Origin of the sequence: Alteromonas sp. 1_MG-2023 (assembly GCF_030547075.1) — a bacterium.
Classification (GTDB): Bacteria; Pseudomonadota; Gammaproteobacteria; order Enterobacterales; family Alteromonadaceae; genus Alteromonas.
Genome location: NZ_JAUOQH010000025.1, coordinates 20,449 through 33,231, shown reverse-complemented (window position 1 = coordinate 33,231; position 12,783 = coordinate 20,449). Strand labels below are relative to the sequence as shown.

Genomic DNA, 12,783 nt, shown 5'->3' with positions numbered 1-12,783 from the left:
TTATAGGGATAGCAATTGAGTTAGCATTTCGTTCCAGCCTTCTGGGCCATGCAACGTGCTGGTATAAACCTCGTCTTTTTTAACGGAAGGCGGAGGATTTACCGGAGATAAAATTCGTATCGCGATATGTGCTGCTTCAAGCATAGCAATATCGTTTTTTCCATCGCCAAGGGCGACGGTCTTAACATGAGTATCATGTTGTCGTTGGTATTCAGCGGCAAGCCATTTAAGGGCTTGTCCTTTGTCGCAGTTGCCCGATACGTGAATGAATCGTCCACCTTCTAAAGGGTAAGCGCCGCGATCTTTAACTGCCGCTATGAATTTTTGTTTACTTTCGTCAGAACCTGTCCAAAGTACTGGTTCACCAAATTGACGTTTAGCTGCTAGGGCGGCAGATGCTTCATCTAAGCCAGTACTGCTTTGAATTTCTTCCAAACTCATTTGGGAAAACTGTTTAAACTCGCCTTCAAAATCAGCTTTGATTTTATCCAAGAGTTTTATCCAATAATTTTTATTGGAAATGAACGACTTACACCAGTAGCCATCTACCCACACGGTCCCACTAGGTTTCTTTTTGAAAAAACCATGTGGAATAAAGATCGCTGCACCGTTTTCAATGATAAATGGTCCAGTTAGGCCAATTTGCTCTCGTAAAGGCTGTAGCTCGGCAAAGGTTTTACTGGTGGTTGGAATAACGGGTATATCGCGTGACTCTAACGCTGTTAAAGCAGGTTTCGCCGCCTCAAAGGAGTAAGTATGGTGGTCTAACAGCGTGCCGTCCATATCGGTGAAAACGAGCGTTCTTGTCATTATTTTACTTCCTCGCCGGTTATTGTTCTTGTTTCATCAAGCGAATACACGGTGTCGCATGTTATAGGCAATGTTTTAAGTGCATGCTCGGTGAGTCTTTGGTAATTCTGTATAAACTGTGCAACTTGTTCATCTGACATTACGCCTGTAGATGCGCCCTGTGTTGCCATCGCAAGTTTATGTTCTTGTTCTAAGCGCCAATGGTAAACGCACTCAAAAGAAGGTGCTTTTAACATAACCCGATAATCGATTTGGTCAAACAAGGTTTGATACTCGCCCGCCAATTCAGTATTAACAAATGAACGCCAAATACCAAGGGGATCTTGGTTTTCTTCTAAACTATTTATCGGTTGCTTAATATCTGCGGGTTGTTCAGGTGTTACACCAACGCACCAGCCTTCCAAAATAATGATATCTGGTGGGGCTGAAATTACAGGCCACTGATTATGCGGAAAAGGGTCGTCAATCGCTTTATTAAAGCGGGGTAGGGATACTTGACCACTACCTTGAAGTTGCTTGAACGTATTAAGCGCCAGGGGCATATTATGGGTGCCCGGTACGCCCCGAGTCGCAAGAAGAGGATGAACCTTGATAGATAATGCATTTCGCTGAGATTTATCTAAATAAAAGTCATCTATGGAGAGGCTGACCACTTTTTTAGCGTAGATACTGGTTAAATAGGCGCTAATAAAATCAGTAAGTGTGGATTTCCCGGAACCTTGGCAGCCATTTATACCGACCACCAATGGGGCTTTATTTGATTTTAATGCACCTTCTTGGTGCTTAACTAGCCGTTCGCATAATGGTATGAACCATTTTTGTGCAGTGTCCGCATACGTACTTGGTAGCTGATGTGTCTTTAAAAACCCATGAATATCCATGTTGCAACCCTATTAAATGCAGAAAACGTACATCATGGGGAAGAAAGGTTACAACATTTATGCCAACATCTCAGTTGCATTACATAGGGCTGAACTTATTTACGATTAGCGACAATGACGGCTCGTTGTGGTGCAGGATACCCCTCAATGGTGCGAGTAATATCTTCAGGGTCGAGAAAATCTTTCAACGACTGACCTTCAATCCACTCAGTGGCACGTTGTTCATCTAACGTCGTGAAGTTTTTATCTACCACCCGAATATTTTCGAAGCCTAATCGCTCTAGCCATACAGTTAATGCGTCTGTGCTTGGCAAAAACCACACGTTTCGCATTTGTGCATAGCGCTCGCCCGCCATCAATACCGTTTGTGCGTCACCGTCTACTACCAAGGTTTCTAATACCAGCTCTCCACCTTTGCGTAGCTGATGTTTAAGTTGGGTAAGAAACTGAATAGGATCTTTGCGGTGATAGAGCACCCCCATTGAAAATACCGTATCAAACGCATTCAACGGCTGCATCTCTTCAATACCTAATGGTAGAAAATGAATGCGATCACTTGGAATGAAATGTTTAATGGCCTGAAATTGAATTAAAAACAACTGGGTAGGGTCGATACCAACTACGCGAGAAGCCTCACTGCCTAGCATACGCCACATGTGGTAACCGCTACCGCAACCCACATCTAGTACCGTTCTGCTTTTAAGTGGCGATATATGCGGGGAAACACGATCCCACTTCCAATCAGAACGCCATTCGGTATCTACATGAATATCGTGTATATGAAAGGGGCCTTTTCGCCAAGGCATGAATTGTTGCAGTAAACCCAATATTTTCTTCTGAGTATATTGGTCAATATCATGCGCACTACCAATACGTACTTCATCAACTAAAGTGGTCGATGAAGGAGTAGTAGAAGGAATTTTTGAAAGTAGACGACACCACTTATCGAATTCACCGTGCTTTTGACTTTTTTGCCATTCACTCATTTGTGCTGGCAGTGTTTCAAGCCAATGGCTTAAAGGCGTATCTAGAATAGCTTTGTAGCAGTCGTTAAACCATGTTGATTCAGGTTTTGTCATCGTGTTCTCGGTGTTCTTAATTGTGACTCACAATATTTTTAATGCTCAATTACGGAATGCTAATTATAAATGTTCGTGGGGTATTTTTTTTGGGTATTTTTGGGGTATTAGTACCCACTTAACCGCATTGCCAACTATTTTATTGCTACCAATGATGTAAAGTTAAAACACTTAAACCACATCACGACATCTTTAAAGCCCACTGACTTTAAGCGGGTTTCGTGCTCACTGAATGTGTCGGTCAACATCACCTTTTCGATAGCGGCGCGCTTTTGGCTGACTTCTAATTCACTGTAGCCATTGTCGCGCTTAAATTGGTGGTGTAGGTCTATCAATAGTTCATTGCCAGCTATGGTAGGGTGCTTAATCTTTTCAGAAAGAATTAACACGCCACCTTCATTCAAGCCATTGTAGATTTGTTTGAGTAACGCTTCTCTGTCTGCAGGCGGAATGAATTGTAGGGTGAAGTTCATTACTACCATGGAGGCATTTTCTATTTGAGTGTCCTGTGCATTTTGCTGAACGATGGTAATAGGGTTGGGTAGATTAAACGCTTGTACCATACGTCGGCATCGCTCAACCATGGCGTCTGAACTATCAATGCCAATAATTTCACAAGGAACGTTTTGCGTAGCCCGTGCAATTGATAAACTGGCCGCACCTAAAGAGCAACCTAAGTCGTAAACCCGTGAGTTTGGTTTTACTTTCGATTTAGCTAGCTCGCCGATAGTATGAACAATAGTTTCATAGCCAGGTACCGAGCGTTGAATCATATCGGGAAAAACGTCAACGACCGACTCATCAAAAGTAAAGTCAGCTACTTTGTTAAGAGGATTTGCATATAGTCTGTCGTGTTTCTGCACAAGATGTACCCGGCTAGCTAGAATTGGTCGGCAATTTTACCCTCACAAATACAAATGCCAATGGAAAACCGTAAAAAAATCAAAGAAAGCGGTGATTTTTCACTAATAGGGCTTTTAGAATTAGGTCTAAAGTATTAACCTAGAGATATAAGAACTAAAGGAAGCAACAACGCTAATGACAAGAATTCTTGTAGCAGATGATCATCCATTGTTTCGCGAAGCACTCAGCGGAGCATTAGCACCTTATTTTGAAAACGCACAAATTCTTGAAGCAGGAAGCTTAGATGCTGCGCTAGCTATTTTAGGTGAATACGACGGTATTGAATTGGTCTTATTAGATCTTAATATGCCTGGCGGTGAGTATTTCAACGGCATCATTTCTTTACGTGAAAAATACCCTGATATTCCAATTGGCGTAGTGTCAGGTAGTGATACTGTAGAAGTCGTCGCGCAAGTGATGAGCCTTGGCGCTCAAGGTTTTATTCCAAAAGTATCTGCAACTCGTGAAATGGCACAAGCTATTGTTGATATTATAGCGGGTAAAAAATGGCTTCCTGAAGGCATGGAAGATGAGCTTGAAAAAGTAGACGATGAGTTGAAACTATTGCTTCAGCGCTTTAGAGAGCTAACACCTAAGCAAATTCAAGTATTATCATTCTTACGTGCAGGCTTAATGAATAAGCAAATTGCTCACGAAATGAATGTAACAGAAGCAACGATTAAAGCACACATCAGTGCTATTTTACGTAAGCTTGAAATCAACACTCGTACCCAAGCGGTACTATTGATGGATAAGTTACAACTTAGCTAGTTTGTTACTAAAATAAATAAAAAGGCCGGTGTTTCAATAAACACCGGCTTTTTTGTGTGCGTCTGTTTTACTATTTGCCTTAAACCTATAAAAAATAGCTACTGAGTAGGTGTAATCACCTTACCTTCAGTTGTCTCCACCCTCAGTAATCTCTCCACCTTCAGTAACTATGCCTAAGCCTTTATCGGGGATCTCGGTAAATAGGGTGCTGTTAGTCTGGCTATTAAGCTTGGTGATATAAATAGCCCAATACTCTACATGAGGAGTTTTTATATCTTTAATAAATGCTACACCAATCTCATTTTGTTCAACATAAAAGGGTATTTCACCTAATAAATGTTGTTTGTGAGAATAAGAACTCTTTAGCCCATGCCACACTTTTTTCGCTGTTGAATACCCACCAGCCAGTGCTTCTACCTGATTACTCATGGCACTACCGTAATATGACGGAAGGGTTAAACCAGCGTTTCTTAAACGAGTATTTGGGCTACCCCCTAGGAAATGCGACACAAAACCGCGCTGGGCCATATCATTAACTTTCTCTTCGGCAATTGCTACTAGAGTAGGGTTACAGCGAATATGAGTACGTTGCTGGTTTTCATCATTAACAATAAGGTTGGCAAGATTAATAGCTTGTTTTGAATTACCACAAGTAAATGTTGAATAGGGTAATTCGACAAGGGTAGGTTGGGGTGTAGCGTAAGCAGAAATGCTTACTAGCCACGATAACAGAAGTAAAACAGTGGTTTTGATGCATAAAAAAAGGCCGCCAAAGCGGCCCTTTTTAGGGAGGATTAAGCTAAGCAGCTTTGCCTCCTCGTTTTTTCGCTTCACTAGAAGAGTTCACTTTTGCCACTAATTCTTCGTGATCGAAATCGTCCACGTTAATGGTTCTTAGTCTTCCTGCTTCTGTACGGCGAAGTAAATCAGCTTCTTCTTCGTTAATGATGTCTTCGCTAAGTGCCTCATCAGCTAACGCCGCTAAACGGGTGAAAGGCAGTTTCGCTTTCTTATGTTTACAAATGCGTTCAAAGATTGGCTCAGCAGCTAACACGTCATCAAGGGTTTGTTCTAGGTCACCAAACAAGTTACCTTCTTCACGAGCAAGGTACTGACCATAACCTAAGCGGCTACGTGCGCTACAAGGCGTTTGTAGCATTTGCGCGATAGCATGTTCAGTTTTATCCGAAGGTTTACCAACGCGGCGACCAAACGGAATAACAAGACCACGAAGTACTACACCAATAACCTTGTTAGGGAAGTTAGCTAAGAAGTCATCAATGGCTGTTTCAATGTCATGCAAAGTGTTTTGCATAGCCCAATGAAGTAGCGGTAAGTCTTCTTTCAAACGACCATCTTCGTCGAAACGCTTCAAGGTAGTACTACCTAGATACAAGCCACTTAAAATATCACCCAAGCGTGCAGATAAACGCTCACGACGTTTTAAGTCGCCGCCTAACACACCCATAGAAACATCGGTAAGTAGCGCTAGGTTAGCGCTGTAGCCCTGTAACAGTTTGTAATAGTGAGCTGTTTCATCGGCAAAAGGAGCACTGCTGAATACGCCGCTAGTTAACGAGAACCAAACACTACGAACCGTATTTGAAACTGCAAAGCCGATATGACCAAATACGGCTTTATCAAATGCTGCAATGCTCTCTTTTTTGTCTTCAATTGACGCGGCTTGAATTTCTTTCAATACGAAAGGGTGACAACGCATAGCGCCTTGACCGAATATCATCATGTTACGAGTAAGAATGTTCGCGCCTTCAACGGTAATTGAAACCGGTACACCTTGGTAACCACGACCTAAATAGTTATTTGGCCCAAGCATTACGCCTTTACCACCATGAATGTCCATAGAATCATTAATGATCTGGCGCATTTTTTCGGTAAGGTGATATTTACAAATTGCCGATATAACCGACGGCTTCTCACCCAAATCTACACCTACGGTAGAAAAACGTGTTACACCATCCATCAAGTAGGCATTACCACCGATGCGGGCTAGCATTTCTTCTACGCCTTCCATATGGCCAACAGGCATACGGAACTGACGGCGAATACGTGCATAAGCACCGGTTGCCAATGATACCGACTTAGCGCCACCAGCAGCAGAAGACGGTAGGGTAATACAACGGCCTACTGACAAACATTCAACCAGCATACGCCAGCCTTTACCTGCCATTGCCGGACCACCAATAATGTAATCGATTGGAACGAATATTTCGTTACCGCGAATAGGACCATTTTGGAAAGGCGTATTCAGCGGAAAGTGACGACGACCAATTTCTAGGCCTTTTGTATCACGAGGAATAAGTGCACAAGTAATACCTGGCTCTTTATTCTCACTTAACAAACCGTCTGGATCTTGAAGCTTAAACGCTAAACCGATAACGGTAGCGACAGGTGCTAAAGTAATATAACGCTTATCAAAAGTAAGGCGCATACCTAGCACTTCTTCACCGTTCCAGTCGCCTTTGCACACAACACCTACATCAGGGATTGCGCCAGCATCTGAACCCGCTTCAGGGCCAGTTAGAGCAAAACAAGGTACTTCTTCACCAGCCGCTAGGCGAGGTAAGTAATGATCTTGTTGTTCTTTCGTTCCATAGTGCTGAAGTAGCTCACCTGGGCCTAACGAGTTAGGAACACCAACAGTACTTGAAAGTACTGCGCTAACACCGGCTAGCTTTTGAAGAACGCGAGACTGAGCAAATGCAGAGAACGCTAAGCCGCCGTATTCTTTTTTGATGATCATAGCAAAGAACTTATGTTCTTTAAGGAATGCCCAAATTTCAGGAGATAAGTCGGCATCTTTATGGTTAATCTGCCACTCATCTACCATTGAACATACTTCTTCAACCGGCCCGTCTAGAAACGCTTGCTCTTCAGCGGTTAAACGTCCTTTAGGTATGCGGTGAAGTTTATCCCAATCAGGCTTACCACTGAAAATGTCACCGTCCCACCAAACTGTACCCGCATCGATAGCTTCTTGTTCAGTGCTAGACATTTCTGGCATTACTTTACGGTAAAACGCCAATAATTTTTTAGTGATGTGCTGCTGACGAATATTAGAAAGGGTAAACGGGAGTGTAAGTGCAAGGAATACTATCCAACCAAGTAAACCAATATCACCAAATAGAGTTCCTAAAATCATAACTCCACCAGCGATACACACTGCTGTTACTAAGCTGGTACGTTGATAGCTGGCAACAGCCAGAGCTAACACTACCAGTAAAAACCAAATAAAATCTGCCATACTTCGCTCCTGAGAAGGCGTTAAATGTAACGCTAATCGTTCCTCTTATTTTGGTTCATTACGTAAGATTCTGCGCAACGATAAATTTGAGGTCAGACCAGCATGGGTTAAACCTATTATTTAATGGCCCAAAGATCAAGATTTTTACATGAATTTTGCATTAAAACTAACGCTTATAGTTTGCGCTAGAACGCTATAGCTATGGGCTAGCAGCTAGGTTGAGTGAAACACTCGAATAATGAAAATAGAAAAGAAAAATGGAAATAGGCGGGCAGATCCCCGCCTATTGAAGGTGTATCTTAAGTTTACTCGCTGGTATAAGACTTCAACTTAATGTCGCCTTGCTCTTCACCATCTTTAAATTGTTGCAATCGCACAAGCGTATAATTTAACGAAGGTGCAAACCACGCAAAGGTTTCGCGGGTTTTAGAGTCACGAATAAGTTTCACTTTAACCGTTTCAAACTCACCATAAGGTAATGATAAATTTTCATTACCGACTACTTCTACACCGTAGGTACGTAACTCTCCTCGATAGTTAACAAAGTCGTAAGTGAGGTTGGTTTCGCCAGATGCTAGCTGGTTAGCTAAATCGACACGGTATATTTGATTATCAAATTGACCATTCCAAGCAAACTCATCACCATCTTTAACCACTACTTTTCCACCACTATTGGTATTAAAGTTTACGGTAAGGTTTTTATCTGGGCCCGTACCGGTGCGAGTATAATGATACTCAATAGGTAACACAGCACTGTCTTCTACCTTAAAGATAGAGTGCTCATAGCGTTTGTCTGATAAAAAGAATTTAGAGACTTTAGAAGAGTAGGTGAGGGAGTATTGTGCATTGCTCAACGCTTCAAGTTTGATATGTGCTTCGCCCACATCATCTCCCCACTTATACGCCGTATAAACGGCTTCGTAGGGCTGAAGACTGTTTTCTGATACATTGGCTGCGTGGGCGCTGACGCCCACAAAAGCCAATAAAAACGCTGCAATGAAGCCGCGTTTATTCGTTTGCATAACCCGATTCTGGGAGTTCTTGCTCATCTAGGATAGCCTTATTATTTACCATCTTAAGTCGCCCCGCACTAAACCAAGAAAGCACTAATGGGTAAATGCGACGCTCCTGTTCTTGAACACGATCAGCTAAGTCTACCGCAGTGTCATCTTCGAAAACCGGAACACGGCTTTGAATGATAACTGGGCCGCCATCTAACTCAGGTGTGACAAAGTGCACGCTTACGCCATGTTCTTCGTCGCCGTTGTCGATAGCTTGCTGATGTGTATTCAAACCTTTGTATTTGGGCAACAAAGATGGATGAACGTTCACTAATTTTCCAGAAAAAGTATTTACAAACTCAGGCGTTAGGATACGCATGAAGCCTGCAAGCACGATATAATCAGGGTTTAGTGATTCAATTTCAGCTTGCAAAGCCTTGTCGTAGCTTTCGCGACTATCATGGGTCATATGATCAAGACTGATTGCGTTAATGCCGGCTTCCTTTGCGCGTGTTAAACCATACGCATTAGGGCGGTTACTAATCACACCGCATATTTCAGCATCAAGTTTTTCAGCGCTGATGTTATCGATAATAGCCTGTAAGTTACTGCCATTACCCGATATTAAAACGCAGAGTTTAGTTGATGACGTGCTCACGCGTTTATCTCAACTTGCTGCTCGCCATCTTTGGCTTTAATGTCACCAATTACCCATGCGTTTTCACCATGTGCTTTCAACGTAGCAATAGTAGTATCAACATCCGCTTCGTCAATCACGATAACCAAGCCAACACCACAGTTGAACGTACGGTACATTTCGTGACGAGTAACGTTACCGTTCTCTTGCAGCCAGCTAAATACTGAAGGCCACTGCCAGCTCTTCTCGTCGATAACCACTTTTGCATCATCAGGCAATACGCGTGGGATGTTTTCCCAGAAACCGCCGCCAGTAATGTGTGAAATAGCGCTAACTTCAACTTTCTCAAGCAATGCTAGAACAGACTTCACATAAATGCGGGTAGGCTCAAGTAAATGCTCGATAAGCGGCTTGCCGTCTAAATCTTGGTTTACGTCGGCGCTGCTCACTTCTAAAATCTTACGAACCAGCGAGTAACCGTTCGAGTGAGGGCCTGATGATCCTAATGCGATAAGTTTTTGGCCTGGTTTTACTTTAGTGCCGTCGATAACGTTTTCAGCTTCAACCACACCTACGCAGAAACCGGCAATATCGTAATCGCCGTCGTGGTACATGCCCGGCATTTCAGCGGTTTCACCACCGATTAGGGCACATCCAGCTTGCTCACAACCATTACCAATGCCGGTAACTACCGATGCAGCAACATCAACATCTAGTTTGCCAGTAGCGTAATAGTCTAAGAAGAATAGAGGCTCTGCACCTTGTACAATAAGGTCGTTAACACACATGGCGACTAAGTCGATACCCACACCATCATGACGGTTTGCGTCCATAGCAACACGAAGTTTAGTACCCACGCCATCGGTTCCAGAAACCAATAACGGGTTCTTGTATTTCGTTGGAAGCGAACATAATGCGCCAAACCCACCAAGGTTTCCTTTTACTTCCGGACGGTGAGTCCTTTTAGTAACGGATTTAATACGGTCGACAAGTTGGTTTCCCGCATCAATATCGACACCAGCATCTTTATAACTAAGAGAGGTTTTATTTTCGCTCACGTTTGCGCCCTAGAACTAAGAGTAAGAGGTAGAAAAACGCGGATTCTACCAGTAAGTCACCACAAGTCCAATTGACTAAGGCGGATAAGGGTCAGATCATGTGAAAAAAGTGTAATTTGAGTATGAATTAATATTTATTCGGCCTAACAGGCGGCGATTTTTGTTTTTGTTGATGAAATAAACATGAATATGTCAGAGAATAGCCGCTACGATCTTTTAGCGCTGCAGTGGAGTAGTGAAGAAATTGATTTCTAATCGGAACAGGAAAATTAGGCGTATGTTTCAGCGACAATTAATTCGTGGTGTAGGTTTAGCAATAACGGTATGTTCAATAAATGCCTATGCTACCCAACAGATAGTAGTTAATGAAGCACAGATACCTGTTAGCGATCAGAGTCAAAAAACGCAATCCAGCGCGTTAAAAGAAGCACTCACCCAAGTGATGGTAAAAGTGTCTGGTAACACCACAGTGTTGCAAAATGCCGGTGTACGGGCTGCGCTAAGAAACCCAGAAGCTTACCTTCGCTCGTATCGTTTTACCTATGCAGCCAATGAAACCTTTTATGTGGCCGAATTCGATAAAACTAAGCTTACTGAATTAATGAAGCGTGAAGGCCTTCCTTTGTGGGGCGAGCGCAGACCAGAAACTATTGTGTGGCTGGCCACAGAAACCGACGACAAAGAACGAATTATTTTAGATGAAGGCCGTCCAACCCCCGTTGGTGAAATGTTAGTTAATACCGCGAAAACCCGCGGTGTGCCGGTAAGCCTTCCGCTAATGGACTTAACTGATTCGGCCAGTATTTCTATTTATGATGTGTGGGGCAGGTTTGTACAGTCTCTTACGTCATCGTCGCAACGTTATGGTGTTGATAATATTATCGGTGCACGCCTGTATAAAAATAAGCCAGGCGAGATGCCGTCAATTCCTGAAGGGTTACCTTCAGAAGTAGCAAACGCTTACGATACCAATAATGATATGCCCACTAATATGAATGATTCTGGCGATCAAAGTGAACAGCCGGTTAGTGGGCAGATGGACTTAAGTGATGCTGGCGTAGATGCTGGCGCAATAGGTAAAAATGGTGACAGTAATGCTTCAGGCTCTATGGTGAATGAAGCGAAAGAAATGCCACCATTTACCATGGATGAATTCACCCAATACGCGCAAAAAGCACAAGAAGGTGAATATGCACTCGACTGGGTATTTGTAGGTAATGGTAAGGTAAGCTACGGTTCTATTTTTGCCGACGAGCCTACCTCATTAACTCAGCAATTGGTTGATGCCTATGCCAATTATTTATCGTCACAATATGCGGTCATTCCAGGCGCCGTTGATGCAGAGCGAATTCAAATTTCTGTGTCGGTAGCAAATTTAGACTCATTGAAAAAATACGCAAATGCGAATGCCTACTTGAAAAGCTTAAGTGTTATTGAAGAGGCTATGCTTACGGGGCAGACAGGCTCAGTCGCAACTTATAACTTAACGTTGCTGGGTACACCTGACGATTTACTGAATACCGTAAGATTAGAATCTAAACTAAGGCCTGTTACCGATGCCTTCGGTCAAGTTGTAGAAGGATATACCTTTTACTGGAATGAATGATCACCTTGCTATGCAGCTGACTCTTCCCGTAACGCTACCCACAGATGAAACCTTCGATAGTTTTGTTGATACGGGAAACCTAGAAGTGGTGGCGTTGCTTAAGTGTATTCCAAGCGCTATGCCTGCATGGCAAGAAGCGGAGTCTTTGGCTTCTTTATCTGCGTTACACCTTCCTCTTATTACCTTACTTGGTGGGCAGGGGCTTGGCAAAAGTCACTTACTGTATGCCTTATGCCATCAACTGGCGCAGCAAAATGTTAACCATCTTTATTTAAACTTAAATCACCACGCGCAATGGTCTTTTGATATTTTCGATGGATTAGAAAACTTATCGGTTATTTGTTTAGATAATATTCATGGCATAGCCGGACAGCCGCGATGGGAAGAAGCCTTATTCGACCTGTTTAACCGCGTAATCGAAAATCCGAATGCACTGATTGTGGGTAGCAGCCAGCAAGGCCCATCGAATCCTGCATTTCAATTGCCGGATTTAAGCTCTAGGCTTGCGTGGGGCGTTATTTATCATTTAGCGGGGTTAGATGATGAGTCACGCAAAGAAGTGGTGCGATTACGTGCTCATCAGCGGGGATTGCGTTTATCAGAGCAAGCGCTGCAATTTTTATTGCATCACAGCGACAGAGACTTGCGTAGTTTATTGAGCTTGCTTGCCCGGCTGGATACCCGTTCATTACAAGAACAAAAAAAACTCTCCGTCGCTATGGTAAAGCGGGAATTAGGGCTTTAATTTACTAATTTAACAAGCCCCGCTTTCTAT

The 12,783-nt window shown here is 43.0% G+C and carries 12 protein-coding genes; 3 read left to right on the top strand and 9 right to left on the bottom strand.

What is annotated here, in order from left to right:
* The 4 genes from Q4561_RS18810 to cmoA form a co-directional block, all read right to left on the bottom strand.
* Complete coding sequence (locus tag Q4561_RS18810; protein WP_303462793.1) at positions 1-810, bottom strand: mannosyl-3-phosphoglycerate phosphatase; 810 nt, start codon at positions 808-810, stop codon at positions 1-3.
* Entirely contained in the window at positions 810-1,691 is an 882-nt protein-coding gene (locus tag Q4561_RS18805) for a kinase (protein ID WP_303462792.1), read from the bottom strand. Before Q4561_RS18805 ends, Q4561_RS18810 begins: the two co-directional genes overlap by 1 nt.
* Before the next feature lie 95 nt (positions 1,692-1,786).
* Positions 1,787-2,770 carry a tRNA 5-methoxyuridine(34)/uridine 5-oxyacetic acid(34) synthase CmoB gene (gene cmoB, locus Q4561_RS18800; RefSeq protein ID WP_303462791.1) on the bottom strand — a complete coding sequence of 328 codons (984 nt, stop codon included), beginning with the start codon at positions 2,768-2,770 and terminating at the stop codon, positions 1,787-1,789.
* 134 nt (positions 2,771-2,904) lie between these two features.
* Positions 2,905-3,633 carry a carboxy-S-adenosyl-L-methionine synthase CmoA gene (cmoA, locus tag Q4561_RS18795; RefSeq protein WP_303462790.1) on the bottom strand — a complete coding sequence of 243 codons (729 nt, stop codon included), beginning with the start codon at positions 3,631-3,633 and terminating at the stop codon, positions 2,905-2,907.
* Between the two features lie 175 nt (positions 3,634-3,808).
* Between cmoA and Q4561_RS18790 the strand changes: the two genes are divergently transcribed.
* Entirely contained in the window at positions 3,809-4,444 is a 636-nt protein-coding gene (locus Q4561_RS18790) for a response regulator transcription factor (protein ID WP_303462789.1), read from the top strand.
* Between the two features lie 126 nt (positions 4,445-4,570).
* Here Q4561_RS18790 and Q4561_RS18785 read toward each other — a convergent pair whose 3' ends face one another.
* The 5 genes from Q4561_RS18785 to purM form a co-directional block, all read right to left on the bottom strand.
* Positions 4,571-5,278, bottom strand: coding sequence for a CAP domain-containing protein (locus Q4561_RS18785; protein WP_303462788.1), 708 nt, complete (start codon positions 5,276-5,278; stop codon positions 4,571-4,573).
* Positions 5,244-7,706: an acyl-CoA dehydrogenase FadE gene (gene fadE, locus Q4561_RS18780; protein ID WP_303462787.1), complete on the bottom strand. Its 2,463-nt coding sequence runs from the start codon at positions 7,704-7,706 to the stop codon at positions 5,244-5,246. Before fadE ends, Q4561_RS18785 begins: the two co-directional genes overlap by 35 nt.
* Positions 7,707-8,011: 305 nt before the next feature.
* Positions 8,012-8,755 carry a DUF3108 domain-containing protein gene (locus Q4561_RS18775; protein ID WP_303462786.1) on the bottom strand — a complete coding sequence of 248 codons (744 nt, stop codon included), beginning with the start codon at positions 8,753-8,755 and terminating at the stop codon, positions 8,012-8,014.
* Positions 8,715-9,365 carry a phosphoribosylglycinamide formyltransferase gene (gene purN / locus Q4561_RS18770; RefSeq protein ID WP_303462785.1) on the bottom strand — a complete coding sequence of 217 codons (651 nt, stop codon included), beginning with the start codon at positions 9,363-9,365 and terminating at the stop codon, positions 8,715-8,717. The genes Q4561_RS18775 and purN overlap by 41 nt, the downstream gene beginning before the upstream one ends.
* Positions 9,362-10,402: a phosphoribosylformylglycinamidine cyclo-ligase gene (gene purM / locus Q4561_RS18765; RefSeq protein WP_303462784.1), complete on the bottom strand. Its 1,041-nt coding sequence runs from the start codon at positions 10,400-10,402 to the stop codon at positions 9,362-9,364. The genes purN and purM overlap by 4 nt, the downstream gene beginning before the upstream one ends.
* Before the next feature lie 277 nt (positions 10,403-10,679).
* On the opposite strand from purM, the gene Q4561_RS18760 reads away from it, so the two are divergent.
* Together Q4561_RS18760 and hda are read left to right on the top strand one after the other, a co-directional pair.
* Complete coding sequence (locus tag Q4561_RS18760; protein ID WP_303462783.1) at positions 10,680-12,008, top strand: DUF2066 domain-containing protein; 1,329 nt, start codon at positions 10,680-10,682, stop codon at positions 12,006-12,008.
* 10 nt (positions 12,009-12,018) lie between these two features.
* Positions 12,019-12,753 (top strand): DnaA regulatory inactivator Hda, encoded by a 735-nt coding sequence (hda, locus tag Q4561_RS18755; protein ID WP_303462782.1) that lies wholly within the window; start codon positions 12,019-12,021, stop codon positions 12,751-12,753.
* Positions 12,754-12,783 lie beyond the last annotated feature (30 nt).

Coding starts and splice junctions, on each gene's coding strand:
- Q4561_RS18810 (WP_303462793.1), bottom strand. CDS start 810: ATGACAAGAACGCTCGTTTTCACCGATATGGACGGCACGCTGTTAGAC.
- Q4561_RS18805 (WP_303462792.1), bottom strand. CDS start 1,691: ATGGATATTCATGGGTTTTTAAAGACACATCAGCTACCAAGTACGTAT.
- cmoB (WP_303462791.1), bottom strand. CDS start 2,770: ATGACAAAACCTGAATCAACATGGTTTAACGACTGCTACAAAGCTATT.
- Q4561_RS18790 (WP_303462789.1), top strand. CDS start 3,809: ATGACAAGAATTCTTGTAGCAGATGATCATCCATTGTTTCGCGAAGCA.
- fadE (WP_303462787.1), bottom strand. CDS start 7,706: ATGGCAGATTTTATTTGGTTTTTACTGGTAGTGTTAGCTCTGGCTGTT.
- Q4561_RS18775 (WP_303462786.1), bottom strand. CDS start 8,755: ATGAGCAAGAACTCCCAGAATCGGGTTATGCAAACGAATAAACGCGGC.
- Q4561_RS18760 (WP_303462783.1), top strand. CDS start 10,680: ATGTTTCAGCGACAATTAATTCGTGGTGTAGGTTTAGCAATAACGGTA.
- hda (WP_303462782.1), top strand. CDS start 12,019: ATGCAGCTGACTCTTCCCGTAACGCTACCCACAGATGAAACCTTCGAT.